The 24,635-nt window shown below is 64.9% G+C and carries 24 protein-coding genes; 11 read left to right on the top strand and 13 right to left on the bottom strand.

Features of this window, described 5'->3' with window-relative positions:
• Positions 1-9: 9 nt before the first annotated feature.
• Together ACSQ12_RS11430 and ACSQ12_RS11435 are read left to right on the top strand one after the other, a co-directional pair.
• A complete protein-coding gene (locus ACSQ12_RS11430; RefSeq protein ID WP_436065480.1) occupies positions 10-1,686 on the top strand; it encodes an amidohydrolase in 1,677 nt (558 codons plus the stop codon).
• Positions 1,687-2,105: 419 nt separating this feature from the next.
• Positions 2,106-2,846, top strand: coding sequence for a polyprenol monophosphomannose synthase (locus ACSQ12_RS11435; RefSeq protein ID WP_209744606.1), 741 nt, complete (start codon positions 2,106-2,108; stop codon positions 2,844-2,846).
• A 114-nt stretch (positions 2,847-2,960) separates the two neighbouring features.
• Here ACSQ12_RS11435 and ACSQ12_RS11440 read toward each other — a convergent pair whose 3' ends face one another.
• From ACSQ12_RS11440 to ACSQ12_RS11455, 4 genes are all read right to left on the bottom strand, one after another.
• Positions 2,961-3,308 (bottom strand): RNA polymerase-binding protein RbpA, encoded by a 348-nt coding sequence (locus ACSQ12_RS11440; protein WP_011692034.1) that lies wholly within the window; start codon positions 3,306-3,308, stop codon positions 2,961-2,963.
• A gap of 263 nt (positions 3,309-3,571) precedes the next feature.
• Positions 3,572-4,558 (bottom strand): SPFH domain-containing protein, encoded by a 987-nt coding sequence (locus tag ACSQ12_RS11445; RefSeq protein ID WP_209744604.1) that lies wholly within the window; start codon positions 4,556-4,558, stop codon positions 3,572-3,574.
• Positions 4,559-4,661: 103 nt separating this feature from the next.
• The gene (locus ACSQ12_RS11450) at positions 4,662-5,123 is read right to left on the bottom strand and encodes an NfeD family protein (RefSeq protein ID WP_011692036.1); all 462 of its coding nucleotides are present in this window, start codon (positions 5,121-5,123) and stop codon (positions 4,662-4,664) included.
• Positions 5,124-5,245: 122 nt separating this feature from the next.
• Positions 5,246-6,097 carry a putative RNA methyltransferase gene (locus ACSQ12_RS11455; protein ID WP_436065481.1) on the bottom strand — a complete coding sequence of 284 codons (852 nt, stop codon included), beginning with the start codon at positions 6,095-6,097 and terminating at the stop codon, positions 5,246-5,248.
• A 129-nt stretch (positions 6,098-6,226) separates the two neighbouring features.
• Here ACSQ12_RS11455 and ACSQ12_RS11460 point away from each other — a divergent pair, with 129 nt between their 5' ends.
• The gene (locus ACSQ12_RS11460) at positions 6,227-8,287 is read left to right on the top strand and encodes a S9 family peptidase (protein ID WP_436065482.1); all 2,061 of its coding nucleotides are present in this window, start codon (positions 6,227-6,229) and stop codon (positions 8,285-8,287) included.
• Here the strand turns inward: ACSQ12_RS11460 and ACSQ12_RS11465 are convergent.
• Together ACSQ12_RS11465 and ACSQ12_RS11470 are read right to left on the bottom strand one after the other, a co-directional pair.
• Positions 8,284-8,964, bottom strand: a complete 681-nt coding sequence (locus ACSQ12_RS11465) for a peptide deformylase (protein ID WP_209744598.1) — start codon at positions 8,962-8,964, stop codon at positions 8,284-8,286. The two genes, ACSQ12_RS11460 and ACSQ12_RS11465, sit on opposite strands and share 4 nt — an antisense overlap.
• A 9-nt stretch (positions 8,965-8,973) precedes the next feature.
• A complete protein-coding gene (locus tag ACSQ12_RS11470) occupies positions 8,974-9,900 on the bottom strand; it encodes a hypothetical protein (RefSeq protein WP_436065483.1) in 927 nt (308 codons plus the stop codon).
• 93 nt (positions 9,901-9,993) lie between these two features.
• Between ACSQ12_RS11470 and ACSQ12_RS11475 the strand changes: the two genes are divergently transcribed.
• Positions 9,994-10,458, top strand: a complete 465-nt coding sequence (locus ACSQ12_RS11475) for a nuclear transport factor 2 family protein (RefSeq protein WP_436065484.1) — start codon at positions 9,994-9,996, stop codon at positions 10,456-10,458.
• Here ACSQ12_RS11475 and ACSQ12_RS11480 read toward each other — a convergent pair.
• Genes ACSQ12_RS11480 through ACSQ12_RS11490 form a run of 3 tightly spaced genes read right to left on the bottom strand, consistent with a single transcriptional unit; the run spans position 10,445 to position 13,513 of the window.
• Positions 10,445-11,581 (bottom strand): FAD-dependent oxidoreductase, encoded by a 1,137-nt coding sequence (locus ACSQ12_RS11480; RefSeq protein WP_436066990.1) that lies wholly within the window; start codon positions 11,579-11,581, stop codon positions 10,445-10,447. The two genes, ACSQ12_RS11475 and ACSQ12_RS11480, sit on opposite strands and share 14 nt — an antisense overlap.
• Positions 11,574-12,299, bottom strand: coding sequence for a class I SAM-dependent methyltransferase (locus tag ACSQ12_RS11485; RefSeq protein ID WP_436065485.1), 726 nt, complete (start codon positions 12,297-12,299; stop codon positions 11,574-11,576). Before ACSQ12_RS11485 ends, ACSQ12_RS11480 begins: the two co-directional genes overlap by 8 nt.
• Positions 12,299-13,513 carry a type III polyketide synthase gene (locus ACSQ12_RS11490; RefSeq protein ID WP_436065486.1) on the bottom strand — a complete coding sequence of 405 codons (1,215 nt, stop codon included), beginning with the start codon at positions 13,511-13,513 and terminating at the stop codon, positions 12,299-12,301. The genes ACSQ12_RS11485 and ACSQ12_RS11490 overlap by 1 nt, the downstream gene beginning before the upstream one ends.
• 148 nt (positions 13,514-13,661) lie before the next feature.
• Here ACSQ12_RS11490 and ACSQ12_RS11495 point away from each other — a divergent pair, with 148 nt between their 5' ends.
• Entirely contained in the window at positions 13,662-16,052 is a 2,391-nt protein-coding gene (locus ACSQ12_RS11495) for an ATP-binding cassette domain-containing protein (protein WP_436065487.1), read from the top strand.
• Between the two features lie 663 nt (positions 16,053-16,715).
• On the opposite strand, the gene ACSQ12_RS11500 is transcribed toward ACSQ12_RS11495, so the two are convergent.
• The 3 genes from ACSQ12_RS11500 to ACSQ12_RS11510 all read right to left on the bottom strand — a co-directional run bounded on the left by ACSQ12_RS11500 (position 16,716) and on the right by ACSQ12_RS11510 (position 18,116).
• Positions 16,716-17,012, bottom strand: coding sequence for an antibiotic biosynthesis monooxygenase family protein (locus tag ACSQ12_RS11500; RefSeq protein ID WP_209744583.1), 297 nt, complete (start codon positions 17,010-17,012; stop codon positions 16,716-16,718).
• Between the two features lie 142 nt (positions 17,013-17,154).
• Positions 17,155-17,631 (bottom strand): VOC family protein, encoded by a 477-nt coding sequence (locus tag ACSQ12_RS11505; protein ID WP_436065488.1) that lies wholly within the window; start codon positions 17,629-17,631, stop codon positions 17,155-17,157.
• A 116-nt stretch (positions 17,632-17,747) separates the two neighbouring features.
• Positions 17,748-18,116, bottom strand: coding sequence for a VOC family protein (locus ACSQ12_RS11510; RefSeq protein WP_436066991.1), 369 nt, complete (start codon positions 18,114-18,116; stop codon positions 17,748-17,750).
• Between the two features lie 169 nt (positions 18,117-18,285).
• Here ACSQ12_RS11510 and ACSQ12_RS11515 point away from each other — a divergent pair, with 169 nt between their 5' ends.
• Both ACSQ12_RS11515 and ACSQ12_RS11520 read left to right on the top strand, forming a co-directional pair.
• Positions 18,286-18,702 (top strand): DUF3054 domain-containing protein, encoded by a 417-nt coding sequence (locus tag ACSQ12_RS11515; protein WP_436065489.1) that lies wholly within the window; start codon positions 18,286-18,288, stop codon positions 18,700-18,702.
• An 82-nt stretch (positions 18,703-18,784) separates the two neighbouring features.
• Positions 18,785-19,066 carry an Lrp/AsnC family transcriptional regulator gene (locus ACSQ12_RS11520; protein ID WP_011692051.1) on the top strand — a complete coding sequence of 94 codons (282 nt, stop codon included), beginning with the start codon at positions 18,785-18,787 and terminating at the stop codon, positions 19,064-19,066.
• Between the two features lie 15 nt (positions 19,067-19,081).
• Here ACSQ12_RS11520 and trpD read toward each other — a convergent pair whose 3' ends face one another.
• Positions 19,082-20,140 (bottom strand): anthranilate phosphoribosyltransferase, encoded by a 1,059-nt coding sequence (trpD, locus tag ACSQ12_RS11525; protein ID WP_436065490.1) that lies wholly within the window; start codon positions 20,138-20,140, stop codon positions 19,082-19,084.
• A gap of 112 nt (positions 20,141-20,252) precedes the next feature.
• Here trpD and ctaE point away from each other — a divergent pair, with 112 nt between their 5' ends.
• From ctaE to qcrB, 4 genes are all read left to right on the top strand, one after another.
• The gene (gene ctaE, locus ACSQ12_RS11530) at positions 20,253-20,927 is read left to right on the top strand and encodes an aa3-type cytochrome oxidase subunit III (protein WP_231510979.1); all 675 of its coding nucleotides are present in this window, start codon (positions 20,253-20,255) and stop codon (positions 20,925-20,927) included.
• 87 nt (positions 20,928-21,014) lie between these two features.
• The gene (gene qcrC, locus ACSQ12_RS11535; RefSeq protein WP_043481688.1) at positions 21,015-21,803 is read left to right on the top strand and encodes a cytochrome bc1 complex diheme cytochrome c subunit; all 789 of its coding nucleotides are present in this window, start codon (positions 21,015-21,017) and stop codon (positions 21,801-21,803) included.
• A 99-nt stretch (positions 21,804-21,902) separates the two neighbouring features.
• Positions 21,903-22,973 carry a cytochrome bc1 complex Rieske iron-sulfur subunit gene (gene qcrA, locus ACSQ12_RS11540; RefSeq protein ID WP_011692055.1) on the top strand — a complete coding sequence of 357 codons (1,071 nt, stop codon included), beginning with the start codon at positions 21,903-21,905 and terminating at the stop codon, positions 22,971-22,973.
• On the top strand, positions 22,951-24,630 hold the full coding sequence (gene qcrB, locus ACSQ12_RS11545) for a cytochrome bc1 complex cytochrome b subunit (protein ID WP_209744571.1): 1,680 nt from the start codon (positions 22,951-22,953) through the stop codon (positions 24,628-24,630). The genes qcrA and qcrB overlap by 23 nt, the downstream gene beginning before the upstream one ends.
• Positions 24,631-24,635 lie beyond the last annotated feature (5 nt).

Consider the following 24,635-nt stretch of genomic DNA (forward strand, 5'->3'; position numbering starts at 1 on the left):
CCACACAACATGACTGACGCACGGGCGGACCAGCCGGCCGAACAACGCAAAGTGACGCTGTACCGCAACGGTTCCGTCTACACCGCCGCCGACCCCTTTGCCACCGCGATGCTGGTGGACGGTGACACGGTGGCCTGGGTCGGATCAGAACAGGCGGCGACGTCGATCGCCGATGCGTCCATGGACATCATCGACCTCCAGGGAGCTCTGCTGGCCCCCGGCTTTGTTGATTCACATGTGCACCTGACCGAAACGGGCATTGCCCTGGACTCCCTTCAGCTCGGAGGCATGCGTTCAGCGGCCGAAATCCTGGATGCCGTAGCTTCCGCCGTCGCAGCTACGTCAGTCGACGCCGGTGCCACAGTCCTCGGCCATGGCTGGGACGAAAGCGGCTGGGCCGATCAAGCGCTGCCCAGCCGTGAGGAACTGGAGCGAGCGGCGGGAGGCCGGCGCGTGTATCTGTCGCGGGTTGACGCCCATTCAGCCCTGGTCTCATCCTCCCTGGCCGATGCGGCTGGCCTGGCCGGCCTGGACGGCTTCACCGCCGGCAGCCAGGTCAAACGCCAGGCCCACACATCCGCCAGGCGTGCAGCACGCCAGTTGCCGGACGACCGCCTGCAAGGCTTTCAGTCGCGGGCCCTGGCCGAAGCCGCCGCAAACGGGTACGTGGCCGTGGCCGAAATGGCGGCACCGCATATCGGCAGCGCAGCGGACCTGCGGATTGCGGCCGGATGGAACAGCCCGGACGGTCCGCGGAAGGCGGTGCCTGAAGTACTGCCGTACTGGGGCCAGCTGGCGGCCTCCGAGGAGGAGGCCCGCGGCATCATCGAAGGCCTTGCTGCCAGTGTGCGCGGCCTCGCGGGGGACCTGAACATTGACGGGTCCCTGGGGTCCCGCACAGCTGCCCTGAGGGACGACTACAGCGATGCTCCGGGGGAGCGCGGCAGCCTTTACCTGTCCGTTGACGAAGCTGCAGCCCATCTGGCCGCATGCTCGCTGCTGGGCATTCAGGCCGGGTTCCACGTCATTGGCGACGCCGGCCTTGACGCTGCACTGGACGCCCTGGACCGGGCGGCAGCCGACGTGGGTGAGCAGCGGGTCAGGGCGGCAGGCCACCGGTTCGAGCATGTGGAAATGGCCGATGCCGCGGCAATCGGCCGGCTCGCAAAGTACTCGGTGACCGTCAGCGTGCAGCCTGGATTCGACGCTGCCTGGGGCGGGCCGGGACGCCTGTACCAGGAACGGCTGGGGCATCGGGAGCACGGCATGAACGCCTTCGCATCCTTCTACGCGGCCGGAGTACCAATCTGCTTCGGCAGCGACAGCCCCGTCACTCCGCTCAACCCGTGGGCCAGCGTCCGCGCCTGCCTCGAGCACAACAACCCGGACCAGCGCATCTCAGCCCGCGCGGCGTTCCTCGGCCACACAAGGGCAGGCTGGCGGGCCGCCAAGTACAGCAATCCAATGGCCGGCCAGCTGGTTCCCGGCGCACCCGCCAGCTTTGCGGTCTGGGAAGTGGAGGAACTCATGGTCCAGGTCGCGGACGGGCGCGTGCAGTCGTGGAGTACCGATCCGCGGGCCCGCACACCCTTGCTCCCGGCGTTGGACACCGGCAACGATCCTGTGTGCCTGCAGACCGTCCGCGACGGACACGAGTTGTTCACAAACGGCTCCCTGCAGTCATAGACCGTAAAGCTACCGGCGCGCCGTATGTTCCTGACCTGCGGTTACACCTAAAACCGCACGTCAAACGCGGGTTGACACTCCCGGGACGGTCCGTAGCATTGAGTCGCAACGGACGGATTCCAAAGTCGAGGGGCTCCGTCTGGCCACGTGGCCGTCCTGCAGATGCCTAACCCGCACCTGCAGGCAGGCCGAAGCGTGGTAGTCCCAGGGGCAGGTCCACTTCGCAGCAGAAAACAGTTCCGCCGAGGCATGTCGCATCCGTCCGAAACTGGCCCGAGGCGTGTGGACCTGCCCGCGGGATCACGTGTGACGCGCCCGGTATGCGCAAACTACCTATAATGGTGACTTGCGCCTTAAAGCCGTCTCTCCTGTAGAGCTTCCTGGCGCGTGACCGCTCCCATCAAGGAAAGGGCCTCGCTGTGCGTGTCCTCACCATCATCCCCACCTACAACGAGCTGGAATCGTTGCCCAAGACACTCGCGCGCCTGCGTGCGGCCGTCCCGGCTTCCGATGTGCTGGTGGTGGACGACAACAGCCCGGACGGCACTGGACAGCTGGCAGACGGTATCGCTGCCGAGGACAGCCAGGTCCACGTCCTGCACCGTGAAGGCAAGGCCGGACTGGGAGCCGCCTATATCGCAGGCTTCAAGTGGGGCCTGGAGGCCGGGTACGACATTCTTGTGGAAATGGACGCCGACGGTTCGCACCAGCCCGAGCAGCTGCAGCAGCTCCTCGACGCCGTGGAGGAGGGCGCGGACCTGGCCATGGGTTCGCGCTGGGTGCCGGGCGGCAGCGTGGTCAACTGGCCGCTGTACAGGCAGGCGATCTCACGGATCGGCAGCACGTACGCGCGGCTTATGCTGGGCATCAAGATCAAGGATGTCACCGGCGGGTACCGCGCCTTCCGCCGTACCACCCTTGAGAAGCTCAACCTCGACCAGGTGGACTCCGTGGGTTACGGGTTCCAGGTGGACCTCGCCTGGCGTGTGGCCAAGATGGGGCTGAAGATCGTGGAACGCCCCATCACGTTCGTGGAGCGGGAACTTGGGGCCTCCAAAATGAGCGGCAACATTGTGGTGGAAGCCATGATCAACGTCACCAAATGGGGACTGACTGCCCGCTGGCAGAAGCTTACGGGCCGGGGTTCCGCCGCAGCCTAGAGTGGCAAGGTGCCGGCGGCGGCCGGACAGACACAGTCGATAAAGGGCCGGGCCCGTAGCCTCACGTGAGGCTACGGGCCCGGCCCTTTATGCTGCGTTTAGCCTGCGCCAGACCTAAGCCGAGCGCCGTTCGCCGCGGCGTTCCCGCAGAATGGTCAGGCGGTCTTCGAGGATCTGCTCGAGCTCAGGCAGCGAGCGGCGTTCAAGGAGCATGTCCCAGTGCGTACGGACGGCCTTCTCATTGCTGTTGATGGGGCGTTCGCCGTCGACAAGCAAGGCTTCCTTGCCGGTCTTCGAAACCCACACCGGGGGAATCTCGGCTTCGGAGGAGAAGGTAACGAAGACCTGCTCGCCGTCCTCGCAACGGTACTCAACCCGCTGGCGCGGAGCCGGCTCAACACCGGATTCCGTCTCCATGCTCTGTGCGCCAAGACGCATGCCCCGGAGGCTGCGATCGCTCATGATTTCTCCCTTTGGTCGGTTCGCGGAGTCAGGCTCCGCGCTAGCCGGGGCAGCTCACGCCTCGGACTACTGTTTGCACTGCACTGCACCAATAGATACAACGCTTTGCCAAGCTATGTTGTTCCAGCAGGCCTGAACCAGCCGGACAAATATACTATTATACCGGCTTCCGCGCTGGCGAGTAAAGCGGGGCCTCCGGCACAAAACCAGGGGAGGCACCCGCACTGCGGATACCTCCCCTGGCCGGTGGTTGACGGGGCTGCCTACAGCGGCTGGCTCGGAGTGTTGGGGTCGGCAACATCCGGGCGCGACCCGGCGGCAGCGTTCGTTCCGTCGCCAGTGGCGGCGTCGAACAGACCGCCGGTGCGGGGATCCGGGTTGGTGCCGCCGAGCGCGTTGCCGATGCCCTTCAGGGCTTCGCCGACTTCGCTGGGGATGATCCAGAGCTTGTTCGAGGAACCTTCGGCCAGCTTGGGCAGTGTCTGCAGGTACTGATAAGCCAGGAGCTTGTTGTCGGGATTGCCCTTGTGGATCGCGTCGAACACCTTCTGGATGGCCTGGGCCTCGCCGTCTGCGCGGAGAATGGCAGCCTTGGCGTCACCTTCGGCCTTGAGGATGGAGGACTGGCGCTGGCCTTCCGCGGTGAGGATGGCCGACTGCTTGGTGCCCTCGGCGGTAAGGATGGCAGCGCGGCGGTCACGCTCGGCACGCATCTGCTTCTCCATCGAGTCCTGGATGGAGTGGGGCGGATCGATAGCCTTCAGCTCCACACGGGAAACTCGGATGCCCCAGCGGCCCGTCGCCTCGTCCAGGACGCCGCGAAGCTGGCCGTTGATCTGGTCGCGGGAGGTCAGCGCCTCTTCGAGGTTGAGGCCGCCGACGACGTTTCGGAGCGTGGTGGTGGTGAGCTGTTCGACCGCCTGGATGTAATTCGCAATTTCGTACGTGGCCGCCCTCGCGTCAGTCACCTGGAAGTAGACCACGGTGTCAATGGAAACGACGAGGTTGTCTTCGGTGATGACCGGCTGCGGGGGGAATGAGACAACCTGCTCGCGAAGGTCCAGGAGCGGCAGGAGCCTGTCGACGAAGGGAATCAGGATGGTGAGGCCGGGGAGCAGTGTCCGCTGGTACTTACCGAGCCGTTCCACAACGCCGGCCCGGGCCTGCGGGACAATCCGCACCGACCGGACCAGCACTATTATTACGAACGCAACGAGAACCAGCAGCACTATTGCGACTGCGATATCCATACATCACCTATTCCCCAGTTATGTGCCTTGCTATGTGTTGCGGCGATGCTCTGCCGCCTGCCCGGCGCCGGTGGCGGCTGCCGGAAAAGTGTTCGTGCTGCTGCTACTGAACGGCCGTTTCCGGTTGTGGCGCCACGACGGCGGTGGCTCCTTCGATGGCGGAAACCACCACACGTTGCCCGGCGTTCAGGACTCCGTTCTCAGAACGCGCGCTCCAGACGTCTCCGCCGATCTTGACCAGGCCGGAGGATGTGCTGACGGTCTCCATGACGAGGGCGGATTCGCCGATCAGCCGGTCAATGTTAGTCCGCTGTTCCGCGGGGCCCTTCTTCAGGTGCTTCAGCGCCACAGGCCGGACAAAGACCACCATCAGTAGGGAAACGACGCAGAAAACAACGATCTGCAGCCAGAAGTCGGCACCGGCAAAATCAGCCAGCAGCCCGGCCAGTGCTCCGCCGCCAAGCATGATGAAGAAGAGGTCCAGCGTCAGCATTTCCACCACTGCGAACGCCAGGAATACGGTGAGCCACAATGCCCACCAGTTCTCGCCAAGCCATTCAAACATGTGCTCCCCCTTCGTCCCCGGAGCTGCGGAAGCAGGCCCTCAGTAACTGTCCTTCCATCCTAGACCGAAGCCACGGGGCGTAGGAGGCTGCTCCCGGGGACGTTGCGAACGTAGTCAAGTCGTTATGCGGGCGGCCGGTTCAGGGGTTCAAAAACGCTGATTCGGAACCGTGCCGAGACCTTGGTGAGCGGCGGCAGCGCGGCGGTGATGGTGTCCAGCGCTGCAGGGTCCAGGTGGTGGCCGGCGGGTCCCATCAGGGCGAGGTTGCCGACGTCGGCCGGTTCAAGCCCAAGCTCGAGGTCAAGCTCCCGGACGGAGTGCGGAGCAAAATGTCCCCCGAGCGAAGCGGCCAGCCGCTCCTCCTTGGCCGGTTCGATGCCGAGCATGCCCGTTTGTCCCGCTATTTCCGCGAGGTGGCCGGACCGCGGCGTCACCACGATCAGCCGGCCGCCGGGACGGAGCACCCGGGCGAATTCCGGGGCGTTCCTCGGCGCGAAGACCACCGTAACGACGTCCGCCGCCATGTCCGCGACCGGAAGCGGCTGCCAGACATCGCAGACCAGGTTGGCGGCGCCGGGATTCATCCGGGCGGCACGCCGCAGCGCGAATTTGGAAATGTCCAGGCCGATGGCCGACGCGGGTGCAGCCGTCAATAGTTCCTTGAGGTAATGTCCGGTTCCCGTACCGGCGTCCAGTACCGCGGCGTGCGGTCCCTGCAGCACCGGGGCTGCGAGCTCCGCGACGGCCCCGGCGAGCGGCCGGTAATGACCTTTGGAAAGAAAGTCGAAACGGGCTGCCACCATGGCGGCGGTATCGGCTTCGAAGACAGTTCCCTTGCCCACCAGCAGGTTGAAGTAACCCTGCCTGGCGGCGTCGAAGCTGTGGCCCTCGGGGCAAGCCAGCCGGTTGCCGCCCAGCGTCAGGCCGTTCCGGCAGACGGGGCACAGGAGGGAACGGGCGGCGTCGGGGAGCATGCCACCATCCTAGGGGCCGCGGCGGCGGCCAATCCACGCCTCCCGACCGCCCCGGGTCGCGCCCAGGGCCCGTCCCGGCGCGACGTGAGTCATTTCACAGGCCATGCGCGAGCCGTTAGGCTCACAAACGTGAAACCTGAACATCTTCCCCTGCTGAAGTCCGTTTCCGCGCCGGCCGTCCATCCGGACGGCAGCCGGGCCGTGGTCTCCGTCATCCGCCCTGATTTCGACGCCGACACTTATGTGGGCCAGTTATGGACTGTGCCACTGGACCCTGAAAAGCTGCCCCGCCGGCTGACCCGCGGCTTCCGTGACACGGCACCGGCATTTTCCCCGGACGGACTGGTGCTGGCGTTCCTGCGCGCTACTGCAGACGGGAAGCCGCAGCTTTATGTCGTGGAGGCTGCCGGCGGCGAACCGCAGGTCCTGACAAGCACCAAACTCGGCGTCTCCTCTTTCGCCTGGTCGCCCGATTCGCGCAGCATTGTCTTTGGCGCCAGGACGCCCGACGACGGCCGGTACGGCACTCTGGACGGCGTATCCGCCGGGGCCGAGGACGCGCGGCTCATCACGGACTTCAAATACAGGATGAACGGCGTGGGATACACGGCGGACAAGCCGCTGCAGCTCTACGTTGTGGAGGTGCCCGAGCTGGACGACGAGCCGCCCGTTGCGCCCGCAGGGCGCGCCCTGCGGGCGCAAAAGACCGCTGCGGAAGGTACTGCAAAAGAAGCCGGTCCGGCTCCTGACGCCGACACCGCGGACGCCCTGCTCCCGCCGGCCCGTCAGCTCACGTTCGCCCCGACTGACCACAGCGGAGAATCGTTCAGCACGGACGGACGCTCCGTGTACTTCATTGCCTCGCTTCATGAGGGCAGCGACCATGACCTTGAATCCGGCGTGTACCGGGTCCCCGTCTCCGGCGGACAACCGGAACCCGTCATCGCTGCCAACAGCGGCCGCCAGACGGTCGGCGCGGCACGTCAGTCCAGGAACGGGAAGTGGCTGTTCTACACCGCCCAGGACCTTGGCGAGTCAGGCCAGGACTTCGTCGCACGCAACACTGCCCTGTATGTGATGCCGGCCGGGGGCGGCGACGCCAGCGTACTGAGCGACGTCGAAACAATGGACCTGGCAGCGTCCGCCGCGGGGCTGGAGCTCCGCGGCCCGGATTCCGTGCTATTGCTCAACAACGCGCAGGGCACGGTGGAGCTTCTGGAGTTCGGAGCCACGGGGAACCACTCACTGCTGGTTCATGGTGACCGGGTTGTCACCGGCGCAGCTGCGGCCGCCGGCTCAGTGTTCGTCAGTTTCACTGATCCCGCCACAGCGGGGGACGTCGCAGCGCTTGAGGACGGCCAGCTGAGGCTGTTGACAGATTTCTCGGCGGAACTGCGCCGTCAGGCAGAGATCATCGAGCCCCGGGAGGTCACGTTCGAGGCTGCCGACGGCTATCCGGTCCACGGTTGGCTGGTGCTGCCGCCCGGGAAAGGGCCGCACCCCGTCCTGCTGAACATCCACGGCGGGCCGTTCTCGCAATACACCGTGGCCCTGTTTGACGAGGCCCAGGTGTACGCCGCGGCCGGCTATGCGGTGCTCATGTGCAATCCACGGGGCTCGGCCGGCTACGGCCAGGCCCACGGGCGGGCCATCAAGCAAAAGATGGGAACCGTCGACATGCAGGACGTGCTGTCCTTCCTCGACGGCGCCCTGGCAAAGTTCCAGGAGCTCGACGGCGGAGCGCTCGGGATCATGGGAGGTTCCTACGGCGGATACCTTACGGCGTGGACCATCAGCCAGGACCACCGTTTTAAGGCGGCCATCGTGGAGCGCGGATTCCTGGATCCGGTCAGCTTCATCGGCTCCTCGGATATCGGCTGGTTCTTCGGCGGCGAGTACACCGGCACCTCGGCGGAGCAGATGGCGGCCCAAAGCCCCATGGCCACTGTCCGCAATGTGCGGACGCCCTCGCTGGTCGTCCACAGCGAAGAGGACCTCCGCTGCCCTGTGGAACAGGGCCAGCGCTATTTCACGGCGCTGAAGCAGCAGGGTGTGGAAGCCGCGTTCCTCGTATTCCCCGGGGAGAACCACGAGCTCTCCCGGTCCGGTACCCCGCATCACAGAAGACAGCGCTTTGAGGAGATCCTGCGCTGGTGGTCCCGTTACCTGCCCACGGCGGCCAACAGCTAGTTGCCCTGGCCGGTACCCTGGCCCGGCAGGAACCCCAATTCCTGCCGGGCCAGGTGGATGTCAGGATGCGCCCAGCGGGCGCCGTATTCGGCGTTGTTGCTGAGCGAGCGCAACTCAGCCTTGTCCACATAGAGGATCCCCTGCAAGTGGTCCGTCTCATGCTGCACAATACGCGCCTGCCAGCCGGAGAAGTCCTGCTGCCGCCTGGTTCCGCCGGGATCGGTGAAATGCAGGCGTACCGCCTCGTGCCGCGAGACCACGGCCTGCAGGCCCTGCAGCGAGAGGCATCCTTCGTAAAACGCCGCAGTGCCGGTCCCCAGCGGCGAGTACGACGGATTGATGACCGCAAAGAACTCCAGCGGTGACCTGTGCCGGACGGCGGCAGTCTCGGCGTCGACATCGTACTGGTCCTCAAGGACCGCAAGCTGCAGGGGAATGCCGAGCTGCGGCGCGGCCAAGCCGACGCCAGGTGCGTCATGCATCACCTCCCGCATCAGGGCTATCAGCGCTGCAAGTTCAGCGCCATCCAGCTGGCCCTCGTACGGGGCTGCCTGTTGCCGGAGCACGGGATGGCCGGCCTGGACGATGGCGGGAAGGACGCCTGCGGAGAGCATTTCCTGGACAGTTTCCCTGATCCGGGCGGTGCTGAACGGCGTGGGGTTGGCTACGTGAAGCATGGGGAAAGCCTAGTGCGCTGCGCAGGCCGCCGTGGCGAATTCGTAGATCCGGGCCTTCAGGACGGCTCCGGCAGCAACTTTGAGCACACCCTGCCGGCCGCCTGCGTCGACGCGCAGGGGCAGCAGTGTCCCCACCTTGTCCTCGGCGACGGCATGCGGATCGCAGCGGGCGGGCCGGATACGGAGGCTGAGTTCCCGGGGAGCCGTGCCGGCCGCAACCGTGATGCCGCGCGGCCAGGGGCTTTCCGGCGCTTCGGCCAGCAGCGTGGTCCCCTCGATCCGTTCGATGGTCAGTGTGCGCGATCCTCCGGCACCGGCTGCGCGCGGGGTGACCCGAAGGCGTACGACGGCGGTACGGCCGTCCGCCGAAACCTCCAGTTCCGGGGCCAGGCCCATGTCCGCAATCTGCCCGGCGTCCTGCGCGAAGCACAGCTCGGAATGGTTCCGGGCCAGGACGCCGAACGGGTCCGCGGCCGGAAGACGTTCCTGTGCGGTTGCGGACCCCTGCCGGACAGATACCGTTACTTCCGCCGGCGAACTGCCGGGCCCGGCCCGCGCCCCTTCAGCGCTCTGAGGTTCATCAATCCCGGGGTGCCCGCAGGCGGGTGCCGGAAGCCTGGCAGGCAGGCTCTTGGTCTGGCCCGGCGGTACCTCGGTGCCCTCCGGTGGCGCCTGCCATGCGGTCCCCGCCGGGAACAGGGGCGTCGAGACTTCGGCGCTGAGGACGCTGACCGGCACGGACCCGGTATTGCTGACCTGGATCTCGATGACCTGCGTGCCGTAGGTGTCCCTGAACTGGTTGAGCTCGGCAGTAAGCGGCTCCGGCGCCTGCGTTTCGGGAGTGCAGCCCTGCACCGCGCCGCCCGCCATCACGGCAGCCACGACGACGGCGGCTGCTGCGGACCGCCGTCGACCCGCCCGCGGGACGCCGTTCATGCGAGCAGTCTAAAGCCACGGCCCGGCAGCGGCGCCGGGCGACGGGCAGTGGGCGGCTGAAAATGGGCGCCGGGCATGGGCTACCCTCGTTCCATGACTGAACAGACGCCGCTCACCTGTGTCCTTGGGTTTGTACGAGCCATTGAAGCCGGCGGCGGCGCCGCTGAAGTGGACGCCTTCCTTGCCGAGGACTTCACCCTGGTCGAAGCGCCGCACGTGCTTGCCCCGGAAGGATCCAGGCGGAGCCGCGAACAGGTGCTGGCAGGTGCCGAGCAAAGCCGGCAGGTGGTATCCAACCAGCGTTTCGATGTCCGCCGGACCACGTGCGAAGGAAACCGCGTTGTGCTGGAAGTGGACTGGTCGGCAACGCTCTTGATGAACCTCCGCTATTGGGATGCCGGTGACACCATCCGGGCCCGCACCACCTCCGTCTTCGAAGTCCGTGACGGCCGGATCACCAGCCAGGACAGTTACGACTGCTACTTCACCGGTGACGAAGATGATGCAGATGACACAGATCAAGGACAGCCGGCCGCGGGGAGTTCTAATGCATGGTGAACCGGGCGGCAACGCGTGAATTGATGGCCGCAACACTGGCGGCGGATCCGATCAGCCGGTTCCTGACATGCCACAGCGGGCGTGGCACCGGCCGGCCAAGGGCCATGTTGATTTCGGATTGCCGGACGGCCTTCGCTGCCGCCCGCAGCCGGTGACGTTCAAAGGACCTGAGGTCAGCCCCGCAGTCAGTGTGCGTCAACCGGTTGAGGATGAGCGGCGCCAGTTCAGCGGCATCCAGCCAGCCCAGGTTCATACCCTGGCCGCCGATGGGGCTGATTTCATGGGCGGCATCACCGATCAGCGACGTCCGGCCGTGGACCATGCGCTTCACCAGCCGTGACCGTACGCCGAAACTGCTCACCATCGAATTCGTGCCGGCGTCGACGGCGATCCCGGTCCGTTCCCGCACGATCCGTGCCAAGGAACCGGCGCTGGGCGCGTCCGGCATGGTTCCCGGGAGCCTGGCCACCCACCGGCGCATGGCTCCCGGCAGCGGGAAGGACTCCACGATCCCGGGAAACTCCAGGAAAAGTGCCGCGTCGGGGCCGAACGCGGTCCCGTCAGCGAAGTCTCCCATCAGGTATCTGTCCTGATACGTCCTCAGCGGGGCGGGGATGGCCAGCAATTGACGGATGGTGGAGCGGACCCCGTCCGCGGCCACCGCCAGGGAGGCATGAATTCGGGATTTCCCGCAGGCGGTGACGACGTCCACCGCAACCGCGGAGCCGTCGTCGTGAATTCCCGTCACTGTGGCTCCGCGGATTATCGCCTCGCCGTCCAGTGCCACGACGCGCCGTTCCAGGGCGGCTTCCGTGAGAACCTGCGGGACCGACAGCACGAAGGGGAATCGGCCGGACACGGAGTCGAAGGACATGCCGGCCACTTCCACGCCGCCGCCGATGGCAACCCCGCGGCGGATGCGCACGCCCTCGTTTACCAGGCCTGACGCCACCCCGATCCGGTCGAGCGCTTCCAGCGACGGCGGATGGATGCCGATGGCACGGGAGTGGGTGTCGGGTTCCGTGCGGCGCTCCAGGACGCGGACCGACACGCCCTGCTGCAGCAGAAGGGCCGCCAGATACAGCCCCACCGGCCCGCCGCCCACCACGACGACGTCAATCACCACGAACGTTCCGGCTGAGGGTGAGGAGGTTGCGGAAGGGTACGCGGGGCGCAACGGCCCAGCCCGGGGGAGCGGCGGCCCGGAGTTCCGCGGTTGTGTAACTGCGGCGGATGGACGTCAGCCCGTCCGGCCTGATGAAGGAACCGCGGAACGGCCATGATCCCGCGTAGAACAGCGCATAGGCGGCGGGGCTCCGGCGGATGTCGTTATGGAAGACGCTGCCGCCGGACAGCAGCGCCGACTCGGCGAGGAACCGGGGCAGTTCCGCCGCGTCCAGGTGGTGCAGCACGTGGTTGGAGATGACGACGTCGTAGCGTTTTCCTTCGGTGGCCAGTTCAGCAGTGGATGCCTGCCGGAACGTCACTCCGTCGACGCGCCTGCGGCGCAGCGCGAACTCAAGGGCACGACGGTCCGGATCAATGGCGGTGACTTCCAGCCGCCGCCCGTCCCTGGCCGCCCACTCCGCCAGCAGCACCGCCACATCCCCGCCCCCGCAGCCGATGTCCAGCAGCGTTGTGACCCTGTCCGCTGAAAGGAGCGGCCGGAGGTGCGTCCGGTAGATTCCGCGCCATCCGGCCACGGCCCTGTTGACCACGGAAAATTGTGCGTAGGTGCGGTCCAGGCGGGCAGGATCACAGCCAGGGCGATCCATTTCCTCCACTGAGTGCGCGTCCCGCTCGCGCAGCATTCCGACGGCGGCCGTCACGTGCGTGGCCATCAGATGAGTGACGGCTCGGTCCGTGCTCCGGCATCCTCCGTCCCGGCGGATTTCCGGACAGCCGCGGGCGACGCTTCCGGCTGCAGTGCGCGCACCTTGGTGAACATCGCCGTTTCCACCGTGAGGCCCGGTCCGAAGGCCATCGAACAAATGCGTTCATCGCCTTCCTGCGGCGGGAGTCCGGCGATGTGTTTGAGGACAAAAAGCACTGTGGCACTGCTCATGTTGCCAAAGTTGCGTAGGGTTTCCCGTGCCGGCACAAGCTGCTCATCCGTGAGCTCAAGCCGGGACTGCACCTTGTCCAGGATGCTCCGCCCGCCGGGGTGGATAGCCCAGTGGGTGATGTCACGGTAGGGGAGTCCCCGCAAGGATTCGTCCCGCATAAGCAGCGGCTCAAGCGCGCCGATGATGTGGTCGTCAATGATGTGCGGGACGTAGTTGCCCAGCACCATCTCGAAACCCTCGTCGCCGATGTTCCACGCCATGGATTCCTCACCGACGGGAGTGAGTACCGTTTCGAAGTGGTCCAGCTGCAACAGGGGCGTTCCGTCCGGAATGTCCCTGGCCGAGATGACTGCTGCTGCGGCGCCATCGGCGAACAGGGCCGAGCCCATGATGGTGTCGGGGTCGTTGGAGGTGCGGACGTGAAGGGAACAAAGCTCCGCGCAGACAATCAGGACAACGGCGTCCGGGTCTGCCTCGCAGAACGATTTGGCGGCGCGCAACGCCGGAAACGCCGCGTAACAGCCCATGAAACCGAGGTGGTAGCGCTGCACGGCCGGACTCAAACCCAGGGCACGGACGATTTTGTAGTCCGGCCCGGGGTTGAAGAATCCGGTGCACGAGACTGTCACGAGATGGGTCACGTCAGCCGCATCGATGCCGGCACAGGCATCCAGCGCCGCCCTGGCGGACTCTACGAAAAGCTTCGTGGCTTCGCGGCCGAAAATATCGTTCCGGACTTTCGTGCTAGGACTCAGGACCAGGCCGGTATCCGGGTCGAAGAACTGCGGATCATCCGCACGGCTGTCTTTGGTGAGCTCGGTAACAGCCGTGTACCGGGTATCGATGGCTGCGGAATCAAAGCAGGTGTTGACCAGCCGCGACCCCAGCCTGGTCAGCCCTGGCTGGGCGGCAAACACATCGCGGGCTTCAGACTGAATGAGTACGGTGGGCGGGACAGCAGTTTCCAGGGACCTCATGTAGACCGTCATGGTTCATTCTCAGTGAGCTTCGGGCTTAAGACAATGGTGGCTACCAAACGGTAGGGTTCCCCGGCTGATCGGCCGGAGCTGGTTAGATTGGATCGGGCGACGCCGACGGAAGCCGCGGCGGCTGCCCCGCATAACCGAGGGAGACACGATGAGCATGGCCACCCAGACCGACCCCCAGTCGCCGGCCCCGCACGTGGCCGACAGCCACGACCTGATCCGTGTGCAGGGCGCGCGGGAGAACAACCTCAAAGATGTCAGCCTGGAGATCCCGAAGCGCCGGCTGACGGTATTTACGGGCGTCTCGGGTTCGGGCAAAAGCTCCCTGGTGTTCGCCACGATTGCCGCGGAGTCGCAGCGGATGATCAACGAGACGTACAGCGCGTTCGTGCAGGGCTTCATGCCGACACTGGCGCGGCCGGACGTCGACCTGCTGGAAGGCCTGACCACCGCTATTATCGTGGACCAGGAACGGATGGGTGCCAACCCCCGCTCCACCGTGGGCACCGCCACGGACGCCAACGCGATGCTGCGCATCCTGTTCAGCCGGCTGGGGACACCGCATATCGGGCCGCCCACGGCATTCTCCTTCAACGTCCCGACGCGGAAGGCAAGCGGGGTGATGAGCACCGAGAAAGGCGGCAGGGTCGAGAAGAGCGTGGTGCAGAACGCGGTCTACCTGGGCGGCATGTGTCCGCGCTGCGAGGGCATGGGCTCGGTCTCCGATTTCGACCTCACGGCGCTCTACGATGACAGCAAGTCGCTCGGCGGGGGTGCCCTGACGGTCCCCGGCTACAGCATGGACGGGTGGTACGGCCGTATCTTCAGCGGTGCCGGCTTCGACATGGACAAGCCGATCGCGAAGTTCACCAAGAAGGAGCTGGACGACCTCCTCTACAAGGAGCCGACCAAGATCAAGGTCGAAGGCATCAACCTCACCTACGAGGGCCTGATCCCGAAAATCCAGAAGTCGATGCTTTCCAAGGACGTCGATGCGATGCAGCCGCACATCCGGGCCTTCGTGGAGCGTGCCATCACCTTTCAGGCCTGCCATGAGTGCGACGGTACGCGGCTCAGCCCGGAGGCAAGGTCCTCGAAGATCCAGGGCAGGAACATCGCCGACCTGTGCGCGATGCAGATCAGCGACCTGGCCGGCTGGGTCCGTGACCTCAAGGAGCCGTCTGTGGCCCCGCTCCTCAAAGGGCTGCAGCACCTGCTCGACTCCTTCGCCGAAATCGGGCTGGGTTACCTCTCCCTGGACCGGCCCGCGGGCACGCTGTCCGGGGGAGAGGCGCAGCGGACCAAGATGATCCGGCACCTCGGCTCGTCCCTTACGGACGTTACCTACGTCTTTGACGAGCCGACGATCGGTCTCCACCCGCATGACATCGAACGGATGAACCAGCTGCTGCTGCAGTTGCGTGACAAAGGCAACACCGTGCTCGTCGTCGAGCACAAACCGGAAACCATCGACATCGCTGACCACGTTGTTGATCTCGGTCCCGGCGCAGGAACCGAGGGCGGCCACGTCTGCTTCGAGGGAAATGTGGAGGGGCTGCGGGGGAGTGACACCATCACCGGCCGCCACCTCGACGACCGGGCATCCGTAAAAAGCTCCGTGCGCACGCCGTCCGGCACCCTGGACGTGCGTGGTGCCTCGACGCACAACCTCCGGGATGTGAGCGTCGACGTTCCGCTCGGCGTGCTCTGCGTCGTGACAGGAGTCGCGGGGTCAGGCAAGAGCTCGCTGATCCAGGGCTCGGTGGCCGGCCGCGACGGCGTTGTGGTGATCGACCAGGGCGCCATCAAGGGCTCGCGCCGCAGTAACCCGGCGACGTACACGGGCCTTCTTGAACCCATCCGCAAAGCGTTCGCGAAGGCCAACGGTGTGAAGCCTGCCCTGTTCAGCTCCAACTCCGAGGGCGCCTGCCCCACCTGCAACGGCGCCGGCGTCATCTTCACGGAACTGGGTGTCATGGCCACTGTTGAGTCCGTCTGCGAGGACTGCGAGGGCCGGAGGTTCCAGGCGTCAGTCCTGGAATACGAACTGGGCGGGCGCAACATCGCTGAAGTGCTGGCAATGTCGATGACCGAAGCCGAGGAGTTCTTCGGCGCAGGCGAGGCAAGGACGCCGGCTGCCCACAAGATCCTCGACCGGCTCGTCGACGTCGGACTCGGGTACCTGACGCTCGGCCAGCCGCTCACCACGCTGTCCGGCGGCGAGCGGCAGCGCGTCAAGCTGGCTACCCAGATGGCGGAGAAGGGCGACGTGTACGTCCTGGACGAACCGACCACCGGCCTGCATCTCGCCGACGTCCAGAACCTGCTGGGCCTGTTGGACAGGTTGGTGGATTCCGGCAAATCGGTAATCGTGATCGAACATCACCAGGCCGTCATGGCTCACGCCGACTGGATTATCGACCTTGGCCCGGGCGCCGGGCATGACGGCGGACTGATCGTCTTTGAGGGCACGCCGGCCCAGCTCGTCGCCGGACGCTCGACGCTCACCGGAGAACACCTTGCAGCCTATGTCGGCGGTTGATCGGAGGCGGTGACTAAGGGTTCAGAAAGGCGGGTCCTTCCGCCTTCTGAGTTGCTTCCCAATAACGCCGATAATCTACATTATGTAAAGTAGAAGTTTTTCGGCGAAAGGCCCCCACCCTCCGATCGACCTCGGATCCGCCCCATCCGCTGCCCAAGGAAAGACGGCACAAACAAACGAAGCCGACGCCGCTATGCTGCGGTCATGCCAGGAAAAGCGCAGACAGCTGGAGCAGCGGCTATCTTTCTGCTCGCGTTATCCTCCTGTGCGACTGGACCAACGCAGGTCGTGACAGAGCCGGACCAGAGCACCACGCCGTGCCACAGCCCGTTTGTCGCAGATGTCGATACAAGCGTCCCGGGCGACGCCACGCCTGAGTCAGCCGCCGTGGCATGGTCCAAGTCCAAATCCCGATTAACGCCTTCCGGCGCCCCGCACGGCGGATGGCATCCCTCCGACGAACAGACCGTCCTCAGTGGTGATTGGATCGTCGGTGTCAGCCACACCACTTCCGGAGGCTGGATTGTTTCCGGTTTGGCTTGCGGAGGCGCTCAGAGGTAGCGCTTCCGCGGCACGGGCGTGGTTGTCAATGCCGTTCACCCGGGACTTGTCAGGAAAACGGCCCTGCTGGGCCCGCTGTGAGCGTGTTGGCTCCGGCCGGCATCAGCCGATAGTCGCCGCTTCATCAAGGGTGTGCGGTTCGAAGTGCTCCAGCATTTCGCGCATGGCCTCATAGCCCTGGGTAAAGGCGGACGAGGCCCGCCATACGTCGACCTGTTCAAGCGACTCCCAGGGGCCGGTACTGATGAACCTGTTGGGAACATCGCGATCGTGCATCAGGACGGCCTTCGCACCGGGAAAATCCTCTTCGGTCTTGCGGGCGAGATCGCGCCATGCCTGGACGAAATCATTTTCCCTGCCTGGTTTCACCAGCCAGATTCCGAGCGTGTAAACAGACATCGCGAAGGCCTCCAATCGCGTGCGGGGTAGGTATTCCCGATTATCTTCCCGCCGGCCGGAGCCGGGTAGGGCCACATGGCATGTGGTCCACTCCCCCGCGCCCGACCTGGGAGTCCGTTCCTATCAGGCCCCGTCAATTTTTTCAGGCCCCGTCATAGGCGGCCTGCAGCTCGCTGATCACCAGTTTGCGCATTCCCAGCATTGCCTGCATGGCACGCTGGGCGCCCGCAGGATCCGGCCCGCCCAGCAACTGCCCCATGACGGAAGGAACCACTTGCCACGAAAGGCCGAACTTGTCCTTGAGCCAGCCGCACTGGCCCTCCGAACCGCCGGCCGTGAGTGCTGTCCAGTACCGGTCCACTTCTTCCTGTGAGGAGCAGTTGATGACAAAGGAAACAGCTTCAGTAAAAGTGAACGCGGGCCCACCGTTAAGCCCCAGGAACTTCCGGCCTTCAATTTCAAATTCCACGGTCATCGCCTGGCCTGCGGGGCCGGGTCCAACGTCGCCATAACGGGCCACATTCAGGATTTTCGAGTCGTCAAAGACCGAGACGTAGAAGTCCGCGGCTTGCTCTGCCTGGCTGTTAAACCACAGGCAGGTGGTGATCTTTTCAGTCACGTGGTCCCCTCATCTCACTGGCTTCGCCGGAAAGGACTCCCGACGGCGGTCCTTCAGTTGCGTGTGCGAGCCTAGCGGCGGGTGATTCGCGGCACAATGGTCCGGCAGGCCGGCCGTTAACGCGGCAGCTGGCTGACCAGGCCAACGGTGTTCCCTTCGCTGTCGCGGATGAAGGCCATCCATTCGTCGGTTCCGGGCGGCCCCAGACGGTCATCTGCATGGCTGAAGATCACTGTGGGCTCCTCAATGATCTCCACTCCCCTGCCCCGGAGCCCGGACACTGATTCCCTGACGTCAGGCACAGCCAGATAAAGCAAGGCCGACGGCGCCCCGGCCTCGAGCAGCAACCGCACGCCGTCCAGGTCAAAGAAAAGGAGGCCCGGCGGATTGAATACTGCACGGACTTCGACGCCGAGCAGGGCGGCGTAGAACTCCCCTGCCCGCGGGAGGTCGCTGGCGTGCTGCGCGATCTGGACAAGTCTCATGCTGCCGTCCGGTTTGTCGTTGCGGGATGAGTTGGGTGCAGTAGGGGCGCGACGGAACGCCCCGGCAAGGTTGTTGGCGGTGTTCCCGGTCATAGTCTAGAGCCATCGACCCTGAGACGCCGGCTCACATCGGCTCGTCCCGGCACGAAACCGCAACTAGTGTGGAGGTATGCCTTCCCGCCCTAACCCGACACCCGTCCGCGCCGCCACCAGGAACGAGGCAGTACTTGCCGCCCTCGCCGATACTGTCCTGATCCTCGCGTTTGCAGCCATCGGCCGGGACGCGCACCAGCGCGGGGACGTGATCACCGGGGTCCTCTCGACGGCCTGGCCCTTTCTGGCCGGGGGTGCGATTGCGTGGCTTGTATTGAGGGTATGGCGGGGGCCGTTGCGCGTCTGGCCGGAAGGCATCGCTGTGTGGCTCGGCGCTGTGGCCCTGGGCATGGTTCTGCGGGCGGTGACCGGACAGACGGTGGTCCTGCCATTCGTCATCGTTGCCACGCTGAGCCTGGGCGTTTTCCTTGTGGGCTACCGGGTGATTGTGGCCGCTGCCGGCCGGCTCAAAGGACGCCGGCAGCTCCGCTGATTCACCCCCGATGTACTAGGCTGGCAGCACACAGCATCGCCCGCCGTTCCCCGCAGGGACGCACCCATCCGAAAGGTCAAGAGTGATCACCGCATTCGTCCTGATCAAGACAGACGCATCCCGAATTCCGGAGACGGCAGAGGAAATTTCGGCGATTCCGGGCATCAGCGAAGTCTATTCCGTGACCGGGGAATGGGACCTGATCGCCGTGGCCCGGGTGGCGAAGCACGATGACCTGGCGGACGTCATTGCGGACAAGCTGTCCAAGGTGCCGGCGGTGGTCCACACCACGACCCACATCGCGTTCCGCGCCTACTCCCAGCACGACCTCGATGCGGCTTTCGCACTGGGCTTCGAGCAGTAAGCCCGGCCATTACGGCTAACCCCGGGTAAGGGCGACCCACTTTTCCAGCACGGCCGCCGCGGCACCGGAATCAATGGACTCTTCCGCCCGCTTCAACGCGGCCGCCATCCGGTCGGTGAGCGCGCCCTCGGCATCGACGTCGAACGCCACCAGGCCAGCGGCGGCATTCAGCAGGACGGCGTCACGGGCCGGGCCCGCCGCGCCGCTCAGGACATCACGGACGACGGCGGCATTGGCTTTCGCGTCGCCGCCGCGGAGCTCCTCCACTGTCGCGGCACGGATGCCCAGTACCCGGGGATCAAACGTCTGCTCCGTCACTTCGCCGTTCCGGATCTCCCATACAGTGGACGGCCCGGTGGTTGTCAGTTCGTCCAGTCCGTCACTTCCCCTGAAAACCAGCCCGCGGCTTCCGCGCTTGGCCAGGACCCCGGCAACCAAGGGGGCCATCCTTGCGTTGGCGACACCAACCGCGGAAGCCTGAACCCGAGCAGGATTGGTCAGCGGGCCGAGGAAGTTGAACGCCGTGGGAATGGCAAGCTCCCGGCGCGGCACGGCCGTGTGCCGGAAAGAGGGGTGGAACACCTGGGCGAAGCAGAACGTGATCCCCGCCTCGTCGGCGTTGCGCGCAACGCGCTCGATGGGCAGGTCCAGCCGGACGCCGAGCGCTTCGAGGACGTCCGCTGATCCTGACGACGACGACGACGCCCGGTTGCCGTGCTTAACCACCTTTGCGCCCGCTCCCGCACAGACGAGTGCGGCCATGGTGGAAATGTTGACGGTGTTCAGCTGGTCACCGCCGGTGCCCACAATGTCCAGCTTCTCGCCGCCGATGTCGACCGGATTCGCGTGCGCCAGCATGGCCTCGACAAGCCCGGCTATCTCATCCACCGTCTCACCCTTTGACCGCAGCGCCACCAGGAACCCGGCGATCTGCGAAGGGGTGGCTTCCCCGGACATGATGGTGTCCATCGCCCATTCCGTATTGTCGGCCGTCAGGTCCGCGCCGTTGATCAGTGCCGAAATGAGCCGCGGCCAGGTGTTGCCCGCCGCCTGTGCAGATGCCTGTGAAGTCACCTCCTGATGCTATCGAGGCACCCGCCCTGATGACCAATGTGAACCGGCCCGGGAACTTTTCCGCGCGAATTCGCGTCTTTGTAGAAAAAGTCCGCGGAAATGGCGGTTTGCGTTGGGCAGGAGGAACTTTTACAGACATAATGTCTATGTGACATCTGCGACCCATGCCCCCAGTACCCCGGCGCACCCGACGCTGAACCGCCCGAATATGGTTTCCGTAGGAACCGTTGTCTGGTTGTCCAGTGAGTTGATGTTCTTCGCCGGTCTCTTTGCCATGTACTTCACACTCCGTTCGACGTCCGGACAGATGTGGGCCGAAGAGACAGCCAAGCTCAACTTCCCCTTTGCGCTCGTAAACACGATCGTCCTCGTGGCAAGTTCATTCACTTGCCAGATGGGCGTCTTCGCCGCTGAGCGGCTCCAGCCGCGCCGCGCCGGCGGCCCCCTTGCCTTCACGCGTTGGGGGATGAACGAATGGTTCACCCTCACGTTCATCATGGGCGCCTTCTTCGTTGCCGGTCAGGCGACTGAATACGCCATGCTCGTCTCGGAGCATGTGTCGCTCTCGTCGAATGCGTACGGCTCGGCCTTCTACATGACCACCGGCTTCCACGGCCTGCACGTCATTGGCGGCCTCATCGCCTTCCTCTTCATCATCGGCCGTTCGTTTGCCGCCAAGAAGTTTGGTCACTTCGAAGCAACGTCCGCGATTGTCACCTCGTACTACTGGCACTTCGTCGACGTCGTGTGGATCGGCCTCTTCCTGGTCATCTACGTCCTCAGGTAGCCCCGACTTGACTCTTTTTCTACAAGAGGCAGAATTTCAAGAAGCGGCTCCCGGAGCCGACGCACGATCGAATAAAGGAACCACCACGTGAAGGCACTCTCGCAGAAGCGACGTCACCCACTGGCAGCCATTGCGCTGCTGCTGATGGGCCTCCTCCTCACTGGTGGGCTGTACGCCGTTGCCACCACCGTCAACGAGGCCAAGGCTTCCACCACCAGCTTCAGTGCGAACGACACTGAAGAGGGCGGGAAGCTTTTCGCCGCCAACTGCGCAACCTGCCACGGCATGGGTGCGAGCGGAACCAAGGACGGACCCTCACTTGTAGGCGTCGGTGCTGCCGCTGTTGACTTCCAGGTAGGCACCGGGCGCATGCCCATGCAGATGAACGGCCCGCAGGCTTACAAGAAGCCCGCACAGTTCAACGACGAACAGACCCACCAGCTGTCCGCTTACGTCGCTTCGCTCGGCCCCGGCCCGTCCATCCCCGAAGAGGGCCTCCTGGACGCACAAGGCAACGCCGCCGAGGGTGGCGAGCTCTTCCGGGTCAACTGCGCCATGTGCCACAACGCAGCGGCCGCCGGCGGCGCGCTCACCCGCGGCAAGTTCGCACCGGCCCTTGCTGATGTGTCCGAAAAGCACATCTATGAGGCCATGGTTACCGGACCGCAGAACATGCCGGTCTTCAACGACGCCAACGTCTCACCTGAAGGCAAGCGCGACATCATCACCTTCCTGAAGCAGATCGAAGCCAACGGTTCACCCGGCGGAGCCGATCTCGGCGCCCTGGGGCCGGTTTCTGAAGGTCTGTTTGTCTGGATCGCCGGCCTGGGCGTCATCATCGCCTTCACCATCTGGCTGACGTCCCGGACGTCCTAGCGACGTCCGCAACTGTAAGAACTCCTGCTGACGAGTCAGCAGTATGGAATTGAAAACTAACCCGGCACTGGCCGGGACGAGAGAAGGATGAGGCGAATTATGGGCAACCATAGTGACGGCAGTCCGAACCACTCGGGCACCGTAGCTACGGCTGGTCAGAATGAGGTGGAGAAGTTCCAGGATCCTGGAATTCCCCCGCATCGTTTGCGCCTGGCTGACACGGACCCGAAGGCCGCAAAGCGTGCAGAACGGCAGGTTGCCGTCCTCTTCGGCAGCTCGGTCGTGGGCACCGTGATCTTCCTGGTGGCGTACTTCGCCATCGATCTTGGACCCGACTCCACGATCGCCACCATCCGGCTGCAGAATGCCCTGCTGGGCATCGGCACCGCCTTTGCCATGCTCGGCATCGGCACCGGCATTGTCCACTGGGCCAAGGCCCTCATGCCGGACCACGAGGTTTCGGAAGAGCGCCACGCCATCCGCACCGAAGAAGACCGCCAGGCGGCCGTCCGAATCGTTGACGACATCGTCGAGGAAACCGGGATCAAGCGCCGGCCGCTGATCCGCAACACCCTCCTCGGCGCCGTAGCGTTGGCTCCGCTGCCTGCACTGGCCGTCTTCGGTGACCTCGGTCCCCGCCCGGACGACAAGCTTGCACACACCATGTGGGCCCCGCAGGAAGGCAAGCTCAAGCGCCTCACCCGGGACCCCGACGGTACGCCCATCAAGGCCTCGGACGTCACCATCGGCTCGGCCTTCCACGTGATTCCGGAAGGCCTGAACGAACTGCATGAAGGCAAGCTGAACGAGAAGGCCAAGGCCGTCGTCCTGCTCATGCGCCTGAACCCCGAGTCCCTCAAGCCCTCTGCGGGCCGCGAGGACTGGAGCTACAACGGCATCGTTGCCTACTCGAAGATCTGCACCCACGTTGGTTGCCCTGTTGCCCTGTACGAGCAGCAGACCCACCACCTGCTGTGCCCGTGCCACCAGTCGACCTTTGACCTGACCCAGGAATGCAAGGTTATCTTTGGCCCGGCCAGCCGGCCTCTCCCCCAGCTGCCCATCGCAGTTGACGCCGAGGGGTACCTGGTCGCTACGAGCGACTTCAAAGAACCCGTAGGACCGAGTTACTGGGAGCGTGATGAGCATGAGCGCAACATCAACAGCTAATGCCCCCGCCTTCGTCGCCAAAACCAAGGGCGGCCGCATTACCGACTTTGTTGACCAGCGCGTCGGCGGTTCGGGCATCCTCCGCGAATTTGGCCGTAAGGTCTTTCCGGACCACTGGTCGTTCATGTTCGGCGAAGTGGCCCTGTACTCCTTCGTCATCCTTCTGCTCTCCGGCACCTTCCTGACGTTCTTCTTTGATCCGTCCATGGCGGAGACGCACTACGACGGCTCGTATACGCCGCTGAAGAACGTCGAAATGTCCGTCGCCTACAGCTCATCGCTGGATATCTCGTTTGATGTCCGCGGCGGCCTGTTCATGCGCCAGGTGCACCACTGGGCCGCACTGCTGTTCGTGGCTTCCGTCTCCGTGCACATGCTGCGCGTGTTCTTCACCGGCGCGTTCCGTAAGCCCCGCGAACTGAACTGGGTGGTGGGCGGCGTCCTGCTCATCCTCTCGATGGCGGCAGGCTTCACCGGCTACTCGCTCCCCGACGACCTGCTCTCCGGCAACGGCCTGCGGATCATCGACGGCGTCATCAAGTCGATCCCTGTCATTGGTACCTACATCTCGTTCTTCCTCTTCGGCGGCGAGTTCCCCGGTACGGTCATCATCAGCCGGCTCTACATGCTGCACATCCTCCTGGTACCGGCACTGATCCTGCTGATGATCGTGATTCACCTTTTCATGGTGGTTGTTCACAAGCACACGCAGTACCCCGGCCCGGGCCGCAACGACGGCAACGTCGTCGGCTACCCCCTTGGTCCGGTTTACGCGGCCAAGGCCGGCGGCTTCTTCTTCATCGTGTTCGGTGTTGTCGCCCTCATGGCGGCGTTCTTCACCATCAACCCGATCTGGAACTACGGCCCTTACGACCCCTCCCCGGTTTCCGCAGGCACGCAGCCTGACTGGTACATCGGCTGGGTTGACGGCGCCCTGCGCCTCATGCCTGGTGTCATCGGCGACTTCCACTTCGAGTACGTCATCTTCGGCCAGGTCCTGACCCTGAACGTGCTGCTGCCGGCCCTGGTACCTGCCGGCCTCGTCTTCACGGTGCTGTTCATGTACCCGTGGATCGAACGCTGGATCACCAAGGACGACCGCGAGCACCACGTTCTGGACCGCCCGCGCAACGCTCCCACCCGGACCGCGATCGGCATGGCCGGCTTCACGTTCTACTGCGTGATGTGGGCCGCCGCTAGCTCGGACCTCATTGCAACGCACTTCCACGTTGCTCTGAACGATGTCACCTACTGGCTGCGCGCACTATTCTTCATCGGCCCGGTCATCGCGTTCGTCGTGACCAAGCGCGTCGCCCTGGCGCTTCAGCGCAAGGACCGCGAAATCGCCCTGCACGGCCGCGAAACCGGCCGAATCGTCAGGTTGCCGCACGGTGAGTTCATTGAGGTCCACGCACCGCTGGATGACTACAAGCGCTACAAGCTGGTGGGCTTCGAGTCACCGGTGCCGTTGCCTGCGGTTCCGAACGAACACGGCGTCGTAACCCGCAAGGAAAAGCGCCGCGCGGCGCTCTCGCGCTGGTTCTTCGAGGACAGGGTTGCACCTGCTTCGCCGGCTGAGCTCGAGGCTGCCCACGGGCACCACGGCCAGCACGAAGCGGTGGAAACTGCCGAGGGACAGAAGACCCTCAGCCACTAGCTGAT

Origin of the sequence: Arthrobacter sp. LjRoot14 (assembly GCF_964253905.1) — a bacterium.
Lineage (GTDB): Bacteria > Actinomycetota > Actinomycetes > Actinomycetales > Micrococcaceae > Arthrobacter.